General features: G+C 41.2%; 20 protein-coding genes and 1 other annotated feature. Of the genes, 5 read left to right on the forward strand and 15 right to left on the reverse strand.

What is annotated here, in order from left to right:
• Positions 1-23: 23 nt before the first annotated feature.
• On the reverse strand, positions 24-476 hold the full coding sequence (locus tag AAEM60_RS17955) for an RDD family protein (protein ID WP_299739681.1): 453 nt from the start codon (positions 474-476) through the stop codon (positions 24-26).
• A gap of 105 nt (positions 477-581) precedes the next feature.
• Complete coding sequence (gene sppA / locus AAEM60_RS17960; protein ID WP_341356829.1) at positions 582-1,592, reverse strand: signal peptide peptidase SppA; 1,011 nt, start codon at positions 1,590-1,592, stop codon at positions 582-584.
• Positions 1,593-1,749: 157 nt separating this feature from the next.
• Between sppA and AAEM60_RS17965 the strand changes: the two genes are divergently transcribed.
• Positions 1,750-2,550 carry an NAD kinase gene (locus AAEM60_RS17965; protein ID WP_299739284.1) on the forward strand — a complete coding sequence of 267 codons (801 nt, stop codon included), beginning with the start codon at positions 1,750-1,752 and terminating at the stop codon, positions 2,548-2,550.
• A gap of 381 nt (positions 2,551-2,931) precedes the next feature.
• Here the strand turns inward: AAEM60_RS17965 and rarD are convergent, their stop codons facing one another.
• The 6 genes from rarD to AAEM60_RS17995 form a co-directional block, all read right to left on the reverse strand.
• The gene (gene rarD / locus AAEM60_RS17970; protein ID WP_299739286.1) at positions 2,932-3,846 is read right to left on the reverse strand and encodes an EamA family transporter RarD; all 915 of its coding nucleotides are present in this window, start codon (positions 3,844-3,846) and stop codon (positions 2,932-2,934) included.
• A 73-nt stretch (positions 3,847-3,919) separates the two neighbouring features.
• A complete protein-coding gene (locus tag AAEM60_RS17975; RefSeq protein ID WP_299739288.1) occupies positions 3,920-5,521 on the reverse strand; it encodes an amidohydrolase in 1,602 nt (533 codons plus the stop codon).
• A gap of 126 nt (positions 5,522-5,647) precedes the next feature.
• The gene (locus tag AAEM60_RS17980; protein WP_299739290.1) at positions 5,648-7,231 is read right to left on the reverse strand and encodes an AMP-binding protein; all 1,584 of its coding nucleotides are present in this window, start codon (positions 7,229-7,231) and stop codon (positions 5,648-5,650) included.
• Between the two features lie 341 nt (positions 7,232-7,572).
• Positions 7,573-7,776 carry an alpha/beta-type small acid-soluble spore protein gene (locus AAEM60_RS17985; protein WP_044339433.1) on the reverse strand — a complete coding sequence of 68 codons (204 nt, stop codon included), beginning with the start codon at positions 7,774-7,776 and terminating at the stop codon, positions 7,573-7,575.
• A gap of 85 nt (positions 7,777-7,861) precedes the next feature.
• Entirely contained in the window at positions 7,862-9,073 is a 1,212-nt protein-coding gene (gene thiI / locus AAEM60_RS17990) for a tRNA uracil 4-sulfurtransferase ThiI (RefSeq protein ID WP_299739293.1), read from the reverse strand.
• On the reverse strand, positions 9,070-10,221 hold the full coding sequence (locus AAEM60_RS17995; protein WP_299739295.1) for a cysteine desulfurase family protein: 1,152 nt from the start codon (positions 10,219-10,221) through the stop codon (positions 9,070-9,072). The genes thiI and AAEM60_RS17995 overlap by 4 nt, the downstream gene beginning before the upstream one ends.
• A gap of 343 nt (positions 10,222-10,564) precedes the next feature.
• Here AAEM60_RS17995 and brnQ point away from each other — a divergent pair, with 343 nt between their 5' ends.
• Positions 10,565-11,905, forward strand: a complete 1,341-nt coding sequence (gene brnQ / locus AAEM60_RS18000) for a branched-chain amino acid transport system II carrier protein (RefSeq protein WP_299739297.1) — start codon at positions 10,565-10,567, stop codon at positions 11,903-11,905.
• A gap of 121 nt (positions 11,906-12,026) precedes the next feature.
• Here brnQ and ezrA read toward each other — a convergent pair whose 3' ends face one another.
• Positions 12,027-13,721 carry a septation ring formation regulator EzrA gene (gene ezrA / locus AAEM60_RS18005; RefSeq protein ID WP_341356830.1) on the reverse strand — a complete coding sequence of 565 codons (1,695 nt, stop codon included), beginning with the start codon at positions 13,719-13,721 and terminating at the stop codon, positions 12,027-12,029.
• Positions 13,722-14,000: 279 nt separating this feature from the next.
• Here ezrA and hisJ point away from each other — a divergent pair, with 279 nt between their 5' ends.
• Positions 14,001-14,795, forward strand: coding sequence for a histidinol-phosphatase HisJ (gene hisJ / locus AAEM60_RS18010; protein ID WP_341356831.1), 795 nt, complete (start codon positions 14,001-14,003; stop codon positions 14,793-14,795).
• Positions 14,796-14,849: 54 nt separating this feature from the next.
• On the opposite strand, the gene refZ is transcribed toward hisJ, so the two are convergent.
• A complete protein-coding gene (gene refZ / locus AAEM60_RS18015; RefSeq protein ID WP_299739303.1) occupies positions 14,850-15,503 on the reverse strand; it encodes a forespore capture DNA-binding protein RefZ in 654 nt (217 codons plus the stop codon).
• Positions 15,504-15,787: 284 nt separating this feature from the next.
• Here refZ and AAEM60_RS18020 point away from each other — a divergent pair, with 284 nt between their 5' ends.
• Entirely contained in the window at positions 15,788-16,273 is a 486-nt protein-coding gene (locus AAEM60_RS18020; RefSeq protein WP_299739305.1) for a GAF domain-containing protein, read from the forward strand.
• Positions 16,274-16,399: 126 nt separating this feature from the next.
• On the opposite strand, the gene AAEM60_RS18025 is transcribed toward AAEM60_RS18020, so the two are convergent.
• From AAEM60_RS18025 to AAEM60_RS18040, 4 genes are all read right to left on the reverse strand, one after another.
• Positions 16,400-16,588, reverse strand: a complete 189-nt coding sequence (locus AAEM60_RS18025; RefSeq protein ID WP_341356832.1) for a hypothetical protein — start codon at positions 16,586-16,588, stop codon at positions 16,400-16,402.
• 88 nt (positions 16,589-16,676) lie between these two features.
• A complete protein-coding gene (megL, locus tag AAEM60_RS18030) occupies positions 16,677-17,858 on the reverse strand; it encodes a methionine gamma-lyase (protein WP_299739309.1) in 1,182 nt (393 codons plus the stop codon).
• Between the two features lie 171 nt (positions 17,859-18,029).
• A complete protein-coding gene (locus AAEM60_RS18035) occupies positions 18,030-19,862 on the reverse strand; it encodes a sensor domain-containing diguanylate cyclase (RefSeq protein WP_341356833.1) in 1,833 nt (610 codons plus the stop codon).
• A gap of 38 nt (positions 19,863-19,900) precedes the next feature.
• A complete protein-coding gene (locus AAEM60_RS18040; RefSeq protein WP_341356834.1) occupies positions 19,901-20,512 on the reverse strand; it encodes a hypothetical protein in 612 nt (203 codons plus the stop codon).
• Positions 20,513-20,844: 332 nt separating this feature from the next.
• On the opposite strand from AAEM60_RS18040, the gene rpsD reads away from it, so the two are divergent.
• Positions 20,845-21,447 (forward strand): 30S ribosomal protein S4, encoded by a 603-nt coding sequence (gene rpsD / locus AAEM60_RS18045; protein WP_034765742.1) that lies wholly within the window; start codon positions 20,845-20,847, stop codon positions 21,445-21,447.
• A gap of 339 nt (positions 21,448-21,786) precedes the next feature.
• On the opposite strand, the gene tyrS is transcribed toward rpsD, so the two are convergent.
• The gene (gene tyrS / locus AAEM60_RS18050) at positions 21,787-23,049 is read right to left on the reverse strand and encodes a tyrosine--tRNA ligase (protein ID WP_341356835.1); all 1,263 of its coding nucleotides are present in this window, start codon (positions 23,047-23,049) and stop codon (positions 21,787-21,789) included.
• Positions 23,050-23,122: 73 nt separating this feature from the next.
• Positions 23,123-23,332, reverse strand: a binding site (T-box leader).
• Positions 23,333-23,409 lie beyond the last annotated feature (77 nt).

The raw sequence follows: 23,409 nt of genomic DNA on the forward strand, positions 1-23,409 counted from the left end.
TTTGGTTTCAAAACAACAATTATTTACAGAGCTGGCTTAAACTCCAGCTTCTTCTTTTCCTGAACCACCGTCGTATCGGCAAACAGATCATGTATCCCTTGTTTTTTATTCGTAAAGGCTACAACCACATAGAGAATGAAAATCGTGGTAGAGATAAAACGACCGATCAATTCTCTAAATAGAATCGTTCCCCACGAAGGCTTCAGGCCTTTTAAATCGATCACCTTAATGCCGAACACCATTTTGCCGATCGTTTGGCTGAAGTATTTCGTCATTAAAATAAAATATCCATAAAAAACGATACTCGTTAAGATCGAAATCGGAGCAAACATCGAGCCCTCTGAAAGGGAAATATCCATTAATTTAAAGATTGGATTCACGACTAATCGTGTAATGCTTCCAATCACGATAAGGTCCAGTAAATATGCCCAAAACCTTATCCAGAATCCTGCTAAGTAATATCCATCGTGATTCATGGATCCTGATTGATGCGGAGATGGCGAATGAATTTCGATTCGCTCCCGTTCCTCATCATTTAATACAGAACGATCTTGTGTGTCACTCACTTCATTCACCCTTCCTTATTCAGAGTATAGGTACATTAATCGTGGAGAATTTGGTTTCGATAGCAGCTTCATCAATGCCGCTGCTTCCATGTCCTGCCCGATCATTTTCTTTGCACCCATACTGAAGAATTCGGAGAAAGGATCGCCTGCAGTGTATTCAAATACTTGAGCACCTTTTAACTTATGATCTTTTTTCATGGCTTCTATGGTATCCTCTACATAGCCGAATTCATCAATCAAATTGACTTCTTTCGCCTGGATGCCATCATATACTCTTCCGTCTGCAATTTTCTTGACCTCTGCTTCAGACATATCGCGTCCACTCGCAATGACATCCACGAAGCCTTCATAGGAATTGTCGATCATCGACTGTATTATTTTTCTTTCTTCATCCGTCATTTCACGGGTCGGGCTCATGATGTCTTTATATGGTCCGCTTTTGATGGTAACGAAATCGACCCCATATTTCTCTGCTAATTCTGAGTAGTTGATGCTTTGCATAATGACACCGAGTGAACCGGTCAGTGTTTCTTTGCTGGCGAAAATCTTCGTAGCTGGAGCCGATATGTAATAACCTCCGGAAGCCGCTGTACCTCCCATTGAAACATAAATCGGCTTCTTGGTTTTATCCATAATTTCTACAAGCTTCGAATGGATTTGAGCACTCTCCACTACTCCGCCACCCGGGGAATTCACTTTCAAAATAATTCCTTTAACAGATTTATCTTCTTGAACCGCATCAAGCTTTTTCATAAATAGTTCATGATTGTATCCAGGGCTTTCAAATAAGGATGTAGCCCCTCCCGTATCCTGAATCACACCCTCCACTTCTAAAACAGCGATTCGTTTCTGTGCATTTCCTTCTTCAATCACTTCTTCACCGAAAGCATTCTCCGTCCCACCAAACATATCTTCAAATGCTTTATCAAAATCACTGGTCGCCGCAGATGTAGCGAAATTGACTACGACAGAAACAAAGAATAGCCCAACAGCAATACCTAACGCCGTCCATCTTTTTGCATTCATTTTGTATATTCCTCCCTTGTTTACCCTATCTTATGTAAGGATATGAATATCATTCTCATGTAAAAACATGATAGAATATTCACTAAGTTAGATTCTAGCAAAATTTCATGGAAATGGGAAAAATTATCTTATTTTTTATTTCAGGGAGGTACATACGATGAATAACCGTCGAAATATTTATTTCTATGCCTTACATGAGGAAGGGATGCAGGCAAAGCTGGACCATTTATACGAGCTTGCCAAGCGTTATGATTTCAACATTGTCGATTCTCCAAAGACAGCGAACATCATCGTCAGTATCGGAGGGGACGGAACGTTTCTTCAAGCCGTCCGCCAAACCGGCTTCAGGCAGGATTGCTTGTATGCAGGCATTTCAACAGGTGGCACTTTGAGTATGTATTGCGATTTCCATATTGACGATACGTCTAAAATGATTGAAGCGATGACAACGGAGCAAATCGAAGTACGCAAATATCCGACCATCGAAGTAACCGTCGATAACCAAACTTCCTTCCATTGCTTGAATGAATTCAGCATCCGCTCCGGCATCATCAAAACCTTTGTCATGGACGTATTCATCGATGATAATCATTTCGAAACGTTCCGGGGAGATGGCATGATCATTGCAACTCCGACGGGAAGTACTGCTTACAATAAATCGGTAAGCGGAGCAGTGGTGGATCCGATGCTGCCTTGTATTCAAGTAAGTGAGATGGCATCCTTGAATAATAACCGCTACCGTACCCTCGGGTCTTCCTTCATTCTCAGCGATAAGCGCCGCTTGGTCCTTAAGATCGTTCAGGACGGTAATGACTACCCTGCAATGGGGATGGATAATGAGGCTCTCAGTATTCAACACGTGGAAAAAGTCGAAGCGAAGTTAAGCGATAAAATCATTAAAACGGTAAAATTAAAAGATAATTCCTTCTGGGAGAAAGTGAAGCGTTCGTTTTTATAAGAATCCATTACTAAGTGGTTAGAATGACGTTATGAACGAATTTATGTACTTGATAGATTAGAATGGGGTTATTTTTGATCATATGCGAGCTTTTTTAACGGAGTCTGCGTATAGTTGGGGATTTCTTAACGATTAAGATAGTCGTTAGCATTATTATTGTGTAATAAGTTTCTTGTTGCGGCAGTTTGACCGGGTGTTGTGCCACTTTGATCGGTTGTTGTGCCACTTTTGCAGTTTGTTGTGCCAAATTGTGAACAAGTGCAAGGCCCGTCCCTATTACCTGTGAACAAGTGCAAGGTCCGTCCCTATTACCTGTGAACAAGTGCAAGGTCCGTCCCTATAAAAAACGCTCCAGCACATGCTGGAGCGTTTCGCATTTTATCAAGCGGACAATCTCGCTTCACGTCTTCGCTTTCTGGCGTATTGCACTCTGGAAGCGGTGAAAATCGTTAGTGCGAGCCATATGAACGTAAACGAAATGAGATGGGTGAATGAGAAGGTTTCATTATAGACCCATATGCCGAGTATCAACGTGATGGTCGGGGCAATGTATTGCAGGAATCCGACCATGTAGAGCGGGATTTGTTGAGCACCCTTTGAAAAGAATAATAAAGGGATGGCTGTTGCCGCACCGGCACCCATTAATAAGAGGTCCGTCCCTAATGATACATGGAAAAGGGACAGGGATCCTTCATTGAACATGTAGCCGAGGTAGAGTAGTGATAATGGCGCTATGGTCATGGTTTCCAGGGTCAGTCCGATGGATGATTCGACTTGGATGAGTTTTTTGGCTAATCCGTATAAGCCGAAGGAGAATGCTAGACCAATAGCGATCCATGGGAAGTCACCGTAGGATATCGTTAGGATCAGAACCCCGATCGCCGCCAATCCAAAGGAGACCATTTGAGCCCTCGACAAGCTCTCCTTCAGGATGAATACCCCTAATAGCACACTGACTAGGGGATTGATATAATACCCGAGGCTCGCTTCCACCATTTGATTTGTATTGACGGCCCAGATATAAATGAACCAATTTGTACTAATCAATAAAGAAGCCAGCAGCAGGGCAAACAGCTGCTTCTTTTTCGTGAGCGATGTTTTTATATATGCCTGAAAGTCCTTCCAACGTTTACTGACGACTAAGAATAAGAGCATAAACCAAAAGGACCAAAAAATGCGGTTAGCAAGGATTTCATCTGCCGATACATGATTTAACCATTTCCAATAGATCGGGAGAATTCCCCATAAAAAATAAGAAAAAGCTGTATAGACGATTCCAGCTTGATCGTGCTTCATAAAAACACCCCCAAAACTATTTCTATTTCCGAAATATCTCCATTATATCCATGAAAAGTTTTGGGGGCAATGATTATTTATTTTTTTTATAAACGATGGTCTCGTCTACAACCGTCATATCTACCACTTTGTTTAATAATTGATCGGCATCCACTTTGAAGGGGTCGATGTCTAAAACGGTAAAGTCCGCTGTATAGCCTTCGAGTATGAGGCCTCTGTCCTGTTCATGATGACAGGCATAGGCACTTCCTTTTGTAAACAGGGAAATAGCTTCATACATTGTCAGTTTTTCTTCCGGGCGATATACTGTTTTGTCAGGGTCCAATGGATTCGTTCTCGTAACCGCCGCATGAATTCCCCACAGCGGATTAATCGGTTCGATCGGCGCATCAGATCCACCGGCACATGGAATGCCTTCTTCAAGCAGGGTTTTCCACGCATAGTTATATTTCATGTTTTCTTTACCTAATCTATCAATGACCCAAGGGAAATCCGACGCGACAAACCTGGGTTGAATATCAAGTATTAACGGAAGATCCTTTATTTTCTCGATCAGTTCTTTCCGCAGGATTTGTGCATGGATGAGTCGATCCCGTCTTCCAAAGTGAGAGGGCTCTTCCATGATGGCATCCACTACATTTTCAAAAGCCTGATCACCAATTGTATGAACGGCAATCGGAAGATCGTACTTTCTAGCTTTCTTCACAAGCTCAAGAAGTTTTTCGTTTGTATGGATACTGACACCGGTCGTACTTGGATCATCGGCATATGGATAGCTTAACAGGGCAGTCCTTCCGCCTAAAGCGCCATCAGCAAAGATCTTCATGGCACCGAATTCAATATATTGATTGCCGCTCTGGAAGTGGTGTCCATCTTCCTTCCAATCTTCAATCACTTCATGATGAACCAGTAGGTGAGACCTGAATTTTTTCTTGCCTTCGGTGATCGTTTTTACAAATGCATCATACGTTTTCTTAAAGTTTCCATAATAACTTAAATCTTCTGTATGACCACCGACCAATCCGTTTTCCCAGCAGCTTTCGATCCCCTTTGTCAGGGCTTCTACCAGATATTCGGATGAGATTGGGGGTAATGAATCGATCATCAGATCCTGAGCCTTATCCTTTAACAAACCGTTTAGTGCACCACTGTCGTCTCTCTCAATTAATCCTCCAGAAGGATTTGGAGTGCCTTCATCGATTCCTGCATTTTTTAAAGCGGGTGAATTCACCACCATGGCATGACGGCAAATACGTTTTAGAAGGACGGGATGATCCGGTACGACTTCATCGATTTCCTGCTTTGTTAAAACCTCTGCATCACTCCAGAGGTTTTCGTTCCAGCCTTCGCCAATGACCCATTGACCTTTCTCAAGGCCCTTTGCTTTCTCTTTAATTGCCTCTAGCACTTCCTGCTTACTATTCATACTGGAAAGGTCCAGCCTCATTAACGTTTCTCCATGACCGATCAGATGCATATGACTATCGACAAACCCCGGGAACATCACTTTTTGCCCAAGATCTACTACGGACTCAATCGTGAATTGTTCATTCTGTTCCAGTTCGTCGGATGAGCCAAGCCCTTTGATGACTCCATTTTCCGTGTAAACTGCTTCAACATGATGTCCTTCGTTTTCCATTGTGTAAATGATTCCGTTTTTCCATAAAGTGCCCATGATGTTTTTCCTTTCTTCATAAAAAGTCTATTTTTCAAATGTACCATATTATAGGAAGATTCTGAAAGGGGAAAGGTGTATAGTCCCCATAAAAAATAGAGAGCCCTATTGGCTCCCTATTCCTGTCTAGTTTTTAACTGAACTCATTTCTTTTTGTCTTAGCTCAATTCTCCTGATCTTGCCAGAAGTTGTTTTCGGCAATTCTTTCACAAATTCAATCTTACGTGGATACTTGTAAGGTGCTGTTAAGTCTTTAACATGCTGCTGTAGGGCCGGAATCAATTCCGGATCCTGGTGATCCACATCATCCCGCAGGACGACAAAGGCTTTCACGATCAGGCCCCTTACTTCATCTGGACTTCCTACAACGGCACATTCTTGAACGGATGGGTGCTTGACCAGGGCATCTTCCACTTCGAAAGGTCCAATGGTATAACCGGAGCTGATGATAATATCGTCACCGCGTCCCTCAAACCAGAAGTAGCCGTCTTCATCCTTTTTCGCTTTATCACCTGTAATGTAGTAATCCCCTCTGAATTGCATCGCAGTCCGTTCTGGATCTTTATAATAATTCTTGAAGAGTGCAGGTGTTTCTACATGAACCGCTATATCACCAACCTCTCCGACTTCACATGGATACCCTTCCTCGTTGATGATTTCGACTCTGTTGCCTGGAGTCGGTTTCCCCATTGAGCCCGGTTTCAGCTCCATGCCTTTCATGATGCCGACGAGGAGCGTATTTTCTGTTTGGCCATATCCATCACGTACTTCTATATTAAAGTGCCTCTTAAAGGCATCAATGACTTCCCTGTTTAACGGCTCTCCTGCCGATACCGCACTATGTAATTGATCCAGTTTATAAGTTCCGAGGTTATCCACTTTAGCCATCAAGCGATACTCTGTTGGTGTACAGCACAGAACATTTACCCGATTGTCCTGAAGCATTTGGAGATATTTATTAGGATCGAATTTCCCTTGATAAACGAGTCCTGTAGCTCCAGACCCAAGCACAGATAGGAAAGGACTCCAAATCCATTTTTGCCAACCCGGACCTGCCGTTGCCCAAACCGTATCTCCTTCTTCGATGCATAGCCATTCACGGGCCGCTGTCTTTAAGTGAGCATATGCCCATCCGTGTGTATGGACAACCCCTTTAGGATTTCCAGTCGTTCCTGACGTGTATGAAAGGAATGCCATATCGTCCCTTTTGGTATCAGCGAATGCTAACTCTTCAGAGGCTACTTTCATTTCTTCTTCTATTGCAATCCAGCCTTCCTGCTTTTCTCCCACGACGAACTTCTTGAGATTCTCCATTCCCCTTACATTTTCAAACTGCTCAACAAATGGAGAATACGCTACAATCCCTTTCACATCCCCGTGATCGATACGATATTCCAGATCTTTTGTCCGAAGCATTTCCGAGCTTGGTATCACAACGAGTCCGAACTTAAGGGCTGCAAGATACACGGCGTACGCTTCGATTAAGCGTGGAACCATGACCAGGATGACATCCCCCTTTTCAAGGTTCTCCCCCGAGAAAACGTTTCCAATCTTATTTACATTTTTCAATAATTGTGTGTATGTAATTTCTTCCTTTGTTCCTTCTTCGTTTTCCCACTTGATCGCAAGCTTTTCCTGATCACTTGCAAACTTCTCTACTTCTTCTACTAAATTGTACTTTTCCGGTGCAATGAGTTCTTCCCTCTTCATTATGACTCCCCCTTGTTTGTCGATACTACTTCTTTATTATACAAAATAATTTAAATTTTTTAAATTATTTGTTTATATTTCGTTTATAGTCAAATTGTGAGGATTTTCGACAAACTACCCATAAATCAGGGAATGATTTTCAACATCCGATCAAAAAGCATCATCTTGCAAAGAAAAAGGCTCTTTTCGTAAAGTTTGTTGTCGTGTTTTACTTAGACTAAAACACTTTTATCCCATCCTCTTTCATCATAGTAAAAAACAACATTAGACTTTAACAGAGCCAAAAAGAAAAAAATAAAAAGGAGCGAGAGAGTCTCGCTCCTTGTAGCCATTGTATTTAATTATTTTGCGTATCCGCCACCGATTTGTTGTTCAGCCATTTGAACTAAACGTTTAGTGATTTCACCACCTACAGAACCGTTAGCGCGTGCTGTTGCATCTGGACCAAGTTGAACTCCGAATTCTGAAGCGATTTCGTATTTCATTTGGTCGATTGCTTGTTGAGCTCCTGGAGCTACTAATTGATTTGAACTTCTGTTTGCCATGTGTTTTCACCTCCTTGTTGAATATAGATTGTGTAAAAACACATGGCTTCATGCAATGAAAATAGTTGGTAAATAATCCTAAATTTTAGAGTAGTTCGTCAAATGTTTTTTCTACATTTGAACCTGTTGATCCATCAATCGTGATGGTTTCTGTTTCGTCCACTGCGTCTTTAATCAGGGTGTCGAAATCAACAAAGCTTTCATAATACTCCACTTTTTCTTTTTTAGGTCTTGTTTTTGGTGCAGGTGGAGTGAAAATCGTACAGCAATCCTCGTAAGGAAGAATTGAAATGTCATGTGTATCGATTTTTTGAGCGATATCGATGATTTCCAACTTGTCCATGGCGATGAGAGGTCGCAGCACCGGTGTGTTTGTGACATCATTGATGGCTTGCATGCTCTCCAAGGTCTGACTCGCTACCTGACCGAGGCTTTCCCCAGTAACAAGTGCCAATCCTTCGTTCTTATGGCGAATCTGATCTGCAATCCGGAGCATCATCCGTCTCGTTGAAGTCATGGTGTAATTTTCAGGAACCTGATCATGGATGGTTTGCTGTATTTTCGTAAATGGAACGATATGCAATTTTACCTTCCCGCTGAATGCAGACAGCTTCTTGGAAAGATCGATTACTTTTTGCTTGGCACGTTCACTCGTAAATGGCGGGCTGTGGAAATGAACGGCCTCTACTTCGACGCCTCTTTTCATCGTTAAATAACCGGCAACCGGACTATCAATACCTCCTGAAAGCATCAGCATCGCTTTCCCGCTTGCGCCGACCGGCATCCCCGTTGAGCCTTGATAGGTTTCGGATGAAAGATAGACACCCTCCTTTCTTACTTCTACGTTAAGGTTGATATCGGGTTTTTTCACATCGACCTTTAGACCGTCCATATTGCGGAGGATGTAAGAACCAACTTCGTAATTCAATTCATTTGTATCCATTGAAAACTTTTTATCCGCTCTGCGGGCAGACACCTTAAACGTTTTTCCAGGTTCGAAGCTCTTCTGAACGAGAGCTAATCCTGCTTTCATAATTTCTTCAATATCCTGTGCTACTTTTACAACCGGGCTAAACGATTGAATCCCAAAGATTTTCTCCAATCTTGGAATAATCTCCTCCCCGTTCTCTTCACCTAACTGAATATGCAGTCGGTCGCGGCTTGCCGAAACCGTGATCGTCGGAAAATCCTTCAATGCTTCCAATATGTTTTCCCGTAACTTAGCCGTAAATTGCTTTCTGTTTCTACCTTTGGTTGAAATTTCACCGTATCTTACTAGTATGCGATTATAATTCATCGTGATCTCCTCATTGTCTTTTGTAATAGGGCTATTTCTTTCTTTAATAACTGTATGAATTGTCGGCATTCTTCCATTGTATTGTGAAAAGACAAGCTGATTCGAATGGAACTATTCGCCAGATTCTCTGATACACCCATGGATAGAAGCGTTTGACTTGGCTTACTTTGCTTTGATGAACAGGCGCTTGTTGTCGACACAAACACCTCATGTCGATCTAATGCATGAACGACCACTTCACCTTTGAAATCCTCTATAGAAAAGTTAAGGATGTGAGGGGCATGATCGCTCACCGGTGTATGAACAGAGACACCTTCCATGCTTTCCAATTCTCTTCTTAAATACCGTCTGTTTTCTTCCATTAAAGGAAGTTTCTGTTTACTTTCCGCCAGGTGCATTCTTAATGCTTTTGCAAATGAGACGATTCCACCTGTATTTTCCGTACCGCTTCTGAGATTACCTTCCTGCTCCCCACCCGATATGATCGGCGAAAGCTCAAGTCCTTCCCTCACGAAAAGCATTCCCGTGCCTTTAATCCCATGAATTTTATGAGCGGAAATGCTGCATAAATCAATAAGCTTTTCGTGGAGAATAAGTGGGACCTTCCCACATGCTTGAACAGCATCAACGTGAAAAAGGATCTTGGGATAGTCCGTTAGCAGCCTCCCTATTTCCCGGATAGGCTGGACACTTCCGATTTCGTTGTTCACTTGCATGACAGATACAAGGATGGTGTCATCCTGAATCGCTTCTTTTACTTTTTCAGGTTGAATTCTGCCTTGGTCATCAACATCGAGATATGTCGCAGAATACCCCAGCTCTTCTAATTGCTTAACGGCACTCCGGACGGAAGGATGCTCTATTTTTGTCGTAATGATATGTTTCCCTCTGTGACCGTATTGCAAAGCCGTCCCTTTTATCGCCAGATTATTTGATTCTGTGCCGCCAGAGGTAAAAAACACTTCTTTCTTTTTTATATCTAATAAAGAAGCCACTTGTTCCCTGGACTGCTGAATTAATTTCTCAATTTGCCCTCCAAAAGAATGGATGGAAGAAGGATTGGCATAGTAACTTTCGTTCACTTTAATAAATGTATCCAGTACTTCCTTATATGGCTTGGTTGTAGCGCTATTATCTAAGTAAATCAAGATTCCACCCTCTTTTACTGTGGTGACCTGCGAAACCCGCAGCAGTCATATTCAATCACTAATCTTACCATAAATCATCCCGAACCCAAATGATATTCATGATGCAGGGAAAGATATTATTGTAGTAATACTAATTTTCCATGCTTTTTCTATAATTTTTTGCAATTTCCAAAAATAATCATTGAAAAATGACAGAATTTTTGCGAGAATCATAAAGGAAATAAGCACAGAAGTTATTTAAATATACTAAATTGTAAGATTATTTAGTTTTTCGACATTTTTCTACAATCTTATGATAAGATATTTTTTGCTTATGATAACGATTACAAACGGAGGGGTATATATGAAAGAGAAAGCGCTATCATTTAGCCAAATCTTCACGATAGGATTAATGCTATTTGCTCTTTTCCTCGGAGCAGGTAATATGATTTTCCCGCCATTTCTCGGGCAGCAAGCCGGAGAACATGTGTGGACAGGTATTATCGGCTTTCTTATAACTGGAGTGGGGCTTCCTTTATTAGGCGTTATCGCCATTGCCAAATCGGGAGGAGACCTTCAAACACTTGCGAATCGTGTTCATCCATTATACGGGCTGGTTTTTACAATCGTGATGTACCTGGCCATCGGACCATTTTTCGGGATACCGAGAACGGGAACAGTTGCTTATGAAATCGGAGTAATCCCGTTTTTACCTGAAGATGTTGCGAAATATGGTATTCCTTTACTCGTTTATACGATTATCTTTTTTGGATTGACAGCATGGCTTGCTATGAATCCTTCTAAGCTCGTAGACAGAATAGGAAAGATTTTAACCCCTTCCCTTATCGTGATCCTTACGATCCTGGTAGTGAAAAGTATTGTAACACCTATGGGGGATTTCGGGGCACCGAACCCAGCTTATCAGGATGGACCCTTATTCAAGGGATTCATTGAAGGATATTTAACAATGGATACCATCGCTGCTTTAGTGTTTGGGATTGTGGTGATCAATTCGATTAAAGACCGTGGTGTGACGAGTAAAGCAAGCCTGACACGTATTACGATCATTGCAGGGGTGATCGCTGCTATCGGATTAGCACTTGTTTATTTATCCTTAAGTTACATTGGCGCAACTAGTACAGATTCCATCGGAACACAGGAAAACGGCGGCGCCATCCTATCTGCAGCGGCGAGTCATTTATTCGGCTCATCGGGAACGATCATCTTGGGACTCGCTATTACGTTTGCATGTATCACTACGTCAGTTGGACTTGTTTCTGCATGTTCACAATATTTCGCGAAGATTCTCCCTGTATCCTATCCGAAATTAGTGATCATCATGTCTGCATTTAGTATGATTATTGCCAATATTGGGTTGACTCAGCTGATTGCGGTATCATTACCGGTACTCATCTTCATCTATCCATTGGCAATCGTATTGATCTTACTGTCATTCATGCACAACGGATTTAACGGCTATTCTCTCGTCTACGTGGGAGCTTTGATTCCAACAGGTTTGATCAGTTTAATTGATGGCATCAAAACCGCTGGAGTCGACGTGACAGCCATTAGTCAATCACTTGAATTCCTTCCTTTCTATGCACAAGGAATAGGCTGGTTAGTACCAGCGATGATCGGTGCAATAATTGGATTCGTGATTGCCGCACTTGTTGGACAAACAAAGCGGACGATTGAAGCCAGTTAAAGCCGCTCCCGGGGCTTGTCACCACTAGCCCCGGAGCTGGATGGTAAACATGAAAAAGGACTGATTTAGAATGAATCTTCTAAATCAGTCCTTTTTATATGTGAGTCAGTCGAGCAGATTATTATTTTTCATGAACATCCATCATTTTCTCAATTTTCTTAAGAGCACCTGGCTCTACTTTTTCAATCGTTGTTGCGGCTTCTTCTAATGCTTTTCGGTAATCATAGTCACGAAAGGCTTCTTCAGCAGACTGAAGACCATCTCTGACAGAACTGTACTTACTGCGATAGCGATTTCCGTATTGAATGATTTTCTCCGATAGAAGGACGTTTTCGATTAAATCTCCTGTCTTCGAATAGAAATGATCGACAGTGTCTTCTGCACCCAATAATGTTTCTTGTACAAACTTCATGTTCAAAGGTTTCTCAGTTAAACTGGCATTCACTTGCTCAATCTTCCGATGGACCTCATCGAGAAGCTCTTTATAATCTGCAGGCAATCCTGGAACATTACTCTTTGAAATCATTCTGCTTGCTTCAGACACTTTTTTCTTAAGCTCCTGGATTTTCTCACGGGTAGCCAATTCATCTTTACGTAAGTTTTGTAAGTAGATGGAAAACTCACTTTGCTCCCGATTCAATTCTTCCAGGCCATTTCGGATTTCCTTTAACTCATCACTTAAAATGGAGTATGCTGTGACATTCGATTCTTCTTTATTCATCAACAATTCGTGGCGCTTTGAAAGCTGAATGATTTTCTTTTCTATTTCGCTCGGTGTACCAAGGTCTGCATCATGAAGATGGTAGCCTTGTTTCACTAAGCTTACTTCAGATTGAATGTCTTCATTATCTTCCTTCGCCCTGATCAATCCTTCAGTCGTTTGATCTTTATACTGTTGGACAAAGTGCTTGGCATGAACTTCTTTTTCCAATAAATCGTAAAGGGTCTCGACCTTCACCTTAATTTCCTGAATTCCTTCTTCTACCTCTTCTACCTGAAGCTCTTCAAGATTTTTATTGAAGTGGAGCAGGGTTTCCTTCAGGGATGCAACCTCTTTCCCGACTTCAATATGATCAAGCATGTATCCTTGATCTTTCATCTCTACGTATCCAGCTTCCAGCTCCGATAACTGAGATGGTAAAAGATTTTCACAATCGGTGATCAACTTAGGAATCGTCTCCATTTTGTAGGAAACATCTTTCATTTCCTGTGCCAGGCTAAGCACGATTTCTCTCGCATCCAGATAATTCCCCTGCTCTGTCAATTCATTGAATTGATTCATTTGTTCAGCGAGCCTATCTAAGATATTCTCTATGTACTTAGCTGTTTGACCATATGTATGACGATACGCAAGTAACCGTTTTTTACTGTTTCGATATTCTTCCTGAAGAGATTGAATTTCTTCACGGTTCTTCTCTTCACTACCAATTAACTCATTTAATTCTGATAGTATTTCCCCGATTTTCTCTTCCGTTTCCGTAAGAACCTTGTCGATCAGGGATAGTGTCGCTTTTGTTTTAGTAAAACGAAATTTATCGGTGTACTCTTCTGCATCGAATAGTAGTTCTTCAACATCAGGAAGCTGCACAGCAACAATCTCATCCCATCCCTGTCTCCAACCGTCAAACAATTCCTCTGTTTGCCCCGTCATATTCAATTGTTTCACTTTGGAGAGTTCATCTGAAACCGGCTTGTTCATAATTTCTATTTTCCAAGCTTCATAACGATCAATTTCAGCGTAATATTTTTTTCTAGAGATAAAACCAATAAGGAATATGATTAAGATAAGTATTATTCCAGCGATGACGTATTGCATCTTAAGCCCCCTGTTCAACTATTCAGTAGACATCTATATCAATTTGAATGTTTCATTAATAAATTCTCATTGCTATAATGATACCATGTTAACGACAATTTTTGACTATTAATTTCTAATTTTTCAGTGATAAAAGTCATTTTCAGCAAATTCAAGGAAAAATTGACTTCTTTATATGTATTTTTAATATTACTTTTCGTTGTTCATGGGAAATTGAAGGAATCAATCATTTGATTTATCAGTGCTTATTCATACTAATATACAAGGACGTGAAGACTTATGATAAAAGTGGACGGGCATATCCATACTCCTTTTTGTCCCCATGGAAGTGACGATACATTTGAATTGTATATCGAAAGAGCGCTCACCCTAAACTATTCTACTATAACATTTACGGAGCATGCTCCACTTCCCCAGGGCTTTGAAGATACAACACCCGAGAAGGATAGCGGAATGGATCCATCGCATCTTTTAGAATACTTTCAAACTCTGGATATCCTTAAGGAGAAATATAAAGATAAAATCACGATTCGTTCAGGATTAGAAGTAGATTACATTGCAGGATTTGAGAAAGAAACAGCTGAATTTTTAAGTGCTTACGGTCCTCGATTGGATGATAGTATTCTTTCTGTCCATTTTTTGCAGCACAAGGGAAGATGGGATTGTCTTGACTTCAGTCCTGATGTATTCAAGTCTATGATTGAGCATTACGGATCCGTCGATGCGATTTACGAACGCTATTATGATACAGTATTAAATTCTATCAGAGCTGACTTAGGACCCTATAAGCCTAAACGGATCGGTCATATGACCCTCGTAAAGAAATTTCAACAGCTGTATCCTGCCTCTCATGCTTTTTCAGAGAAAACCTCTTTGATATTAAAAGAAATAGCATCGAGAAATTTGGAATTGGATTATAATGGGGCTGGCCTGGTGAAGCCCTTCTGTGGTGAGCCCTATCCCCCAACAGAAATCATTCAACAAGCTCTTTCCTTGGGAATCAAAACCGTTTACGGGTCTGATGCCCATACAGCTGCCGGTATGGAACAAGGTAGGGCAGAGATGCAATTATAAAAGATAAAGAACTCTTCTACCTGACGAGAAGAGTTCTTTTTGGGTTATGCATGCTTAGATAATCAGCTCTTTCTTCATGACTTCCTTCGCTTCTGAAACGAGTAATAAATCAATCCATTGATCAATATTCTTGTAGTATTGATCGATAAAATAATATTCCTGAGGAAACATTTGCCATACTTCCCTTAATTGCTGGCTATTGAGAAACGGCATCGTCAGCATGGACTTGAGCTGAATCACTAAAAAGCTGACAGGCTGCTTCTTCAGGGCATGATCTTTCATCCCTTGTTCAAACAATCGCTTCATATAATATCTTTCTTTCATTAGATAAGAAGAAATGATTTCACGCACAACCTGTGAATCAATCGAAACTTCCCTCCAGATGAACCTGGATAATTGATGATGTTCACTTTGGAATTTCAAGATTTTGTACACTGCCCGCTTTAAGCATAAATCAGCACTTACATAGTTCAATGCTTCCACTTCTTCCTGAAGAAAGCGCAGATACTGTTCAAAGAATTGAGTAAAGCATGCTTCTAATACTCCCTGCTTCCCTTTAAAGTAATAGGAGATGGTAGCAGGGTTTACATTCGCTCTTTTTGCTATATCCCGGACAGAGGTCCCATCAAAACCATGATCATAAAACAAATACACGGCTGCTTGAAAAATAGCTTCTTTCGTCGGTATGGAGGTATCTAGTTTTTTCATATTTCCCCTTCTTTCAAATATGATAGGCTTATGAAAAAAACAGTGACGAGGGTTCAATCTATTAAAAATCTTATGATGAAAAAATCTTAATCATTGAAGGTTAGGATGAAATATGCTAAAAATGGTTCAATAGATGTTTCTATTATAGTTTGTTTACTCAAAGAATTCGTGTTTTCATGTGGATTTCCTCTAAGTATTTCTCGACAGGATTTGTTGTATAGAAGGCTTCGGGGAACAAACGGACATGAAATAACGCACATTTTGTAGAATTGGGGGAGTTGTTGGTGTTTAAAGCAGAAAAATATCAAGGTACAAAGGAACAGGGCTTTGGTCTTGTTACGAAACAACTGAAAGCTTTATTAGAAGGTGAACCAAATCAAATAGCGAATTTAAGCAATGCTTCCGCCCTTTTAAATCAATTCATGGACCGTATTAACTGGGTAGGCTTTTATTTATATGAAGAAGAAAGCAAACAATTGGTATTAGGACCATTCCAGGGTCTGCCTGCATGCGTGAGAATCCCATTAGGAAGAGGCGTTTGCGGTACATCCGCAAGTGAACAAAAAACGCTTCTGATCGATGATGTCCACCAATTCCCGGGACATATCGCCTGTGATGCAGCCTCTCAATCAGAGATTGTCATCCCTCTTGTGAAAGAAGGAAAACTGATCGGAGTCCTGGATATTGATAGTCCGGAAAAAGCTAGATTTGATGAAGAGGATCAGAAGTATCTGGAAATCTTTGTGGAAGAACTAATGCGTCACCTTTAATACGTGAACATGATGATAGGACCCTGCAGGTGTTTTTCATAACCTGAAAGGCCTTTTTTTATTTAGATTGGAAAAGAGCTTTATCATATCCATTTTTTTGATGAATGATTCAATTTGGACTGGTGTTCATGGCTTGATATACGAAAGAGTACGGGATATTGTCCAATTTGGCGGGTGTTGTGCCCCTTTTGGCGGGTGTTGTGCCACTTTGACCGGTTGTTGTGCCGCTTTTGGCGGCGGGTGTTGTGCCACCTTCAGCATTTGTTGTGCCACCTTCAGCATTTGTTGTGCCACTTTCACCATTTGTTGTGCCAAATTGTGAATATCAGCTGTACACTAATCACTATTACAACACATCACTAAAAAGGAAGGAACCAGCCAACCCGGTTCCTTCCTTTTTCCCTTATGCCTTATCCAACGCCTGCGATAAATCATCCCATATATCCTCCGGTGCTTCCAATCCTACGGAAAGCCTTAGGAGCGTGTCACTGATCCCCATGCTTTTTCTAGACTCCTCTGGTACGACTGCATGAGTCATGGTCGCCGGATGCTGGATCAATGTTTCCGCATCCCCCAGACTCACGGCAATCTTGATCATCTCCAGATCATCCATAAGCTTCTGGGCCTCTTCTTTCGAACCTTTTATTGTAAAGGAAATCATTCCTCCGGCTTTCTTCATTTGTTTCCTCATTACCTCATGTTGAGGATGATTGGAATGGCCAGGGTAAATGACGGTTTCTACTGCCGGATGTTCGGCTAATAGACCTGCAATCTTCTCAGCACTTTCACAGTGACGATCCATCCGCACTGCCAACGTTTTTAACCCTCTTAATAATAACCATGCATCAAAAGGAGAAATGATTCCTCCAATGTCCTTCTGTGTCGTCATGCGAATTTCTGCCATCTTCTCCTGTGATCCCACAACGAGCCCCGCGACCACATCTCCATGACCGCCAATGTACTTCGTCGCGCTATGAATGACAATATCGCATCCCAGTTCCAATGGTCGTTGTAAATAAGGAGAACAGAATGTATTATCGACCACTACTGGAATTCCTTTTTCCCGTGCGACCTTCACGACAAGCTCAAGATCGATTAACTGCATAGTCGGATTGATTGGTGTTTCAACATAGATACAGCTCGTTTGTTCCGTGATTTTCTCACGGATTTCCTCTTCTGTACTCATGGAAGAAAAGTCATGTTGAATGGAAAATTTCTCTTGAAGCAGCTGAAGCAGGCCGAACGTACAGCCATAAACCCCTTGAGAGCATAGGACATGATCTCCTGATTTGGTTAAGGAAAATAACACGGCGGATACAGCTGCCATACCGGAACCAAAGGCAAGGGCAGCCCCGCCACCCTCTAACGATGCCATTCTGTCTTCCAGAATCGATACTGTCGGATTTCCCAATCTTGAATATATATATCCTTCCTCTTCACCAGCAAATCGATTTTCCCCTTGTTTCGCATTTGCAAAGGTATAAGTAGAAGTTTGATATAAAGGTGGCGCTAAACTATCAAAATGCCGGGATGATGCATACCCCTCATGAATCACCCTTGTTTCAAAACGCTTCTCTTCTTTCATATAGTATTCCTCCCAGTATTCCCTTTAAGTCTAAGTAACTACTATTCTAGAATATGATAACCACGACAAAAAAGAAAGCGGTTACACTAAAGTGGTAAAGGGCTATCAACGGTTGTCCCCCAATAAGAATAAGCCGGAGGAGCCATATCGACTCCGGCTTGTTGAAGAACATTATTCCATGATCATTCCATCACAATCTTTCACAACCTGGTTCTTACCATTATTCTTTGCATGATAGAGTGCATCATCTGCTTTTTTTACTAATTCCTTCACAGATTTGGGGCACTGGTCATCCCATCCTCTCCAAGTGGATAATCCACAGGACAGGGTTACGGAAGGATCCGTTTTTATAGGAATCTGTTCGACAATGCGTTGAGCAATCACCAATCCATCCTCAACATCAAGAGAAGGTAAATAGACCGCTAATTCCTCTCCTCCCCATCTGGCAACAAATCCATGATGACTTACGATTCCTTTAATCAGGTTCGCCACCCCGATTATGACTTCATCACCAATTTGATGTCCGTAATTATCATTAATGGCTTTGAAATCATCGATATCAATTAACAGGAAGGTTCCCAATGAATCCTTACCCATGGAAGATTCCATTTCCTCATCGAGAAAATTTCGTGCGAATAGTTTGGTCATATGATCGGTAATGACCATATGCTCAAGCTTTTCACGAAGGGTTGCATTGGTTATCGCAAGGGTCGAGTGATGGATAAAGGACTGAAGCAGCTTATACATATCAAATGAAAACATGTATGGTTCTTTATGTAACACTACGCAAAACCCTAGCAGGGCTTCATTCTGAATCATGGGCACGGCCATGACGGATGGAAAGGCCGCCCCCATATCAAATCGATCGCTCACATCTCCTAAAAAGATCGCATCCCGTTCCTTCTCGATTCTCTCCTTTACATAAGAGATGTACTTTTCCCCTTCTTCTTCAAAAAAAACAGAAGAGCTTTCTTCCAGGATTCTATACTCCCCTTCTTGATGGAGTACAAATCCAATCGCTGATGCTTGAAAGGAACGTTTAATCTGCTTCTTTAAAAACATAACCGTATCCGTCAAACGCAAATTCAAGTTTAATTGGTGGGAGGTTTCATTAATAAGCTGCAGATCGGTAATGAGCCGTTTAGATTGTTCATAGAGCTTGGCATTTTCAAGAGCGCTCCCTGTCGTATAGGCAAGCAAACGAATGAACTCTATCTTCTGGTCCGTGAAGGTTGCATTGGATTTTGACTTCACCTCAAGTACCCCATAGATTCCCTGCTTCCCTCTTAAAGGTGCATATAGGACATTCTGTTCCCCGACTTCAATATTCCCATTCACAAATGCCTGCATGGCAGACTCATTGGCACGATCAAAGTCAAAGTTTTTAATGGGGAGAGTCCCGAATTCATACCGGTCGTTAGACAATAACAAGTGAAATTCATCAATTGGGAACACTTGCTTCAGCGTTTCAATGATCTGTACGAGAAGCGTATGGACATCCCTAGTGGAGTGAAAGATCTCTGTTACTTTAAATAATTCCCTGTACCGTTTCTCATCTTCGAGTACGGTCTGGATTCCACCTGTATGCTGTAAAAACTGATTGCTTGCTTCCCAAAAGGCATGGAGCCAGCCTTCATCCACCTTTTCTTTCCGATCCTCCCTCTTTACTAAAAGAATCGCTAAAGGACTGCCATCTTTATTCGTAAAGTGAAAACGAATGGTGAAATGTTCCTCTTCCTCGACCATAACAGGAGGAAGAATGTATTCCTCCTTTGTTTCAGCAAGAGTGAGAGGAACATCCCTATTGTGACCGGGGTGATATAAGAAATAGGCAGACTCGCTATAAAAATATAAAAATGCCCGATCAATATCAAGGCAGTCTTTGATAATCGTCAGCCACTTTTGCAATTGAGCAGAATGCCCCGACTCTGCTGACATTTCTTCATATATTAAATCAAAAAGCTTTGACTTATATTCAAGTAAAGAATGATGAATTACATACATTTTTCTCACCCACACCTAAAAGGTTTGTGAAACTATTATCATCGCTGGCCCTGAGCCAGTACCAAATCTTCTTGTAGTACAACGAGCCATAATGACTGATCCACCGCTAAGGAATGGACTTGTACAGGTTCTGCTTTTCGATCTGACAGATCCAATTGAATCGGGTCTTTGTCTTCATTAAAGGAAATGTCTATCAACTGGTCACGCTCATTATATTCAAAGGGGTGTTGACTGGAAATCATTGAAGAAGGAGCATCCTTTTTCTCTTGTAAAACCTCTAAAGATTCCGAAAATAACACCCATTGTTTCTTATCTAATTGGACCCAGATCCCATTTTTATCTTTTGTGAGCCCTAACATTTTCACGGTTTTCTTTAACGACACACTATGTAATACCTTAAAATAATACTGATTGCCTCTATCAAGTTCATACATAATAAGGACAGGCTGGTCTTGAGCCATCTTCGCTACAGCAATGATGGGATTCCGCTCTCCGTTTCCTGCAGATAATACTTCCGCATGGATCGGTTGTTCAGGAACCATCACGTGTTCTCTCGAGTTAGAAGAATAAACAAACCCTCCTAAAACAACCAATATACACAGGCCGATCAATACAAATCGAAGGGTTTTTTCTCTTTTTGATTCTTTCAACGACACTCACCTATTTAACATATTTTCCAAGTTTTATTATAGCACAAGAAATGACTTATGGACTATTTAAGCCGATCACCTTTGCATAAATCTACGAATCCAAAATACTTACTTGACTTCTATTCTCTCGCATCATATAATATTCTTTGTGTAAAATAATGCAGCTTCAGTGAAGTCCTTTATGATCGTATTTTGTTCCTCTAACCTTGAGGTGTATCTTGTAACCCTCTGCTGCTAGGGCGAAGGTACATGAAAACAAAATGCACATAATTGTTTATTCACAGGTGTTTTTATTTTACAACAAAATAAAAACAATAAAGGAGGAGTCATTCATGGCTCGATATACTGGCCCAAGCTGGAAATTATCTCGTCGTCTTGGAATCTCTCTAAGCGGTACGGGTAAAGAATTAGAAAAGCGTCCTTACGCTCCTGGACAACATGGTCCAAACCAACGTAAAAAAATCTCTGAGTACGGTTTACAACTTCAAGAGAAGCAAAAACTTCGTCACATGTACGGAGTAACTGAGCGTCAATTCCGTAACCTATTTGACCAAGCTGGCAAATTACAAGGTAAACACGGTGAAAACTTCATGGCGCTACTTGAGTGCCGCCTGGATAACGTTGTTTATCGTTTAGGTCTTGCTCGTACTCGCCGTCAAGCACGTCAACTTGTTAACCACGGTCACGTTACAGTGAACGGATCTCGCGTAGACATCCCTTCATTCCGCGTTCTTCCTGGTCAAACAATCTCAGTTCGTGAAAAATCACGTAACCTTGACATCATCAAAGAAGCGATGGAAGTGAACAGCTTTGTTCCTGAATTCCTAACTTTCGATGCTGACAAATTAGAAGGTACATTCACTCGCGTTCCTGAGCGTTCTGAATTACCAGCTGAAATCAATGAAGCTCTTATCGTTGAGTTCTACTCTCGTTAATCTTTGTGAGAAAAACACTGTCCATTTTATGGGCAGTGTTTTTTTTTAACTTCTTTAGTTGTTTGAACATTTATTAGTAAAAATCGAAGAGTTCACATCTGTTTTACGTATGTGATGGAATTAGGAGAAGCGTTTCTTATGAAGTTATTTTCAAATTTTGAGATATATTTTCAAAAATGGACTGTTTATTTTCAATTTTCAAGATATATTTTCAAAAAATTGCACTTTTATTTTCAATTAATACAATATATTTTCAAATCCCCCTTCCGAACACAAAAAAGCACGGTACCCGCTCCAAAAAGAGGAACGGATACCGCACTGTCAGATTCAATACTAGTATTATACGTACTGAATTCTAAAATATTTCTTCTTTCCGCGGCGAATGATGGTAAATTGTCCTTCGATTTTGTCACCTTCGCCCATCACATGCTGAAGATCCGTGATACGCTCACCGTTGATGTAAATCGCACCGTTCCCAACATCCTCACGTGCCTGACGCTTGGAAGGCGAGATTTTTGCATTGACGAGCAGATCGATTAATCCGACTTCTTCTCCTTTATATTGTTCAAAAGAAGGAACATCTTTGAATCCTTCCAGAATTTCAGAAGCTGATAAAGACTGGATATCACCACTGAATAAAGCTTGTGTAATGCGGATTGCTTGGTCAAGTGCTTCCTCACCGTGAATGAGCTTAGTCATTTCTTCTGCTAACGCTTTTTGCGCCTTGCGAAGATGAGGTTCCGTTTCAACAGACTGTGCCAGAGCATCGATTTCTTCATGGGAAAGGAATGTAAAGTATTTCAGGTATTTCACTACATCTGCATCGGCCGCATTGATCCAGAACTGGTAGAACTCGTAAGGAGATGTCTTCTTCGGATCTAACCAAATCGCCCCACTTTCGGTTTTACCAAATTTACTTCCGTCCGCTTTCGTTACGAGTGGAATCGTGAAACCAAATGCCTTCGTTTCTTCTTCATGGGTACGTCTGATCAATTCAAGGCCAGTCGTGATATTTCCCCACTGATCACTTCCACCGATTTGGAGCTTACAATTGTAGTTGTCGTATAGATGATTAAAGTCCAGCGCCTGCAGAATGGTATACGTAAACTCAGTGAACGAAATACCTGATTCTAAGCGTGATGCAATTGTATCTTTCGCCAACATGTAATTCACACCCACGTGCTTACCGAAATCACGAAGGAATGTAACAACATCCATTGCTCCGATCCAGTCATAGTTATTCACCATCACTGCACCATTTTCCCCTTCGAAATCGAAAATGCTTTGGAGCTGCACTTTAATGCTCGCTACATTCCCCTGAATCGCTTCAATTGTCTGCAATTTACGTTCCTCATTTTTCCCACTCGGGTCACCGATCAGGCCAGTTGCTCCCCCCACTAACACGAGAGGACGATGCCCTTGATTCTGAAAGCGTCGCAGTGTTAAAAATGGCAGGAGATGCCCGATATGCATACTGTCTGCTGTTGGATCAATCCCGCAGTAAATGGAGATACTTTCTTTATTCAACAGGTCCTTCAACCCTTCAGCGTCCGTTTGCTGATACGTGATTCCACGCCATTCCAAATCTTTTATCAAATCCATGTTTTTTCCTCCTTTTTTGTAAAACACGCACGGCAATACCCGAAAAAAGACAACAAAAAAGTCCCTGCAAATATGCAGGGACGCTGTCGCGCGGTACCACCCAATTTAAGGAATTACATCCTTCACTCATTAAAGATAACGGCTTTAACCGTTTGCTGCTACTAAAGGTTCACAGCAAAAGCTCCAGGATGTAATTCATCTGCCATTTGTGTCAGTTTACAGCAACCACTGACTCTCTTTTTAACAGGGAAGGCAGACTACTTATTCCTCTCATTGCGATCACACATTCATTTTTTAAGTTCATACATCCAGCTAAGAAGCCAGATCATCAATCATTCGCTATATAAGGTTTTTACCACA

Origin of the sequence: Rossellomorea sp. y25 (assembly GCF_038049935.1) — a bacterium.
GTDB lineage: Bacteria > Bacillota > Bacilli > Bacillales > Bacillaceae_B > Rossellomorea.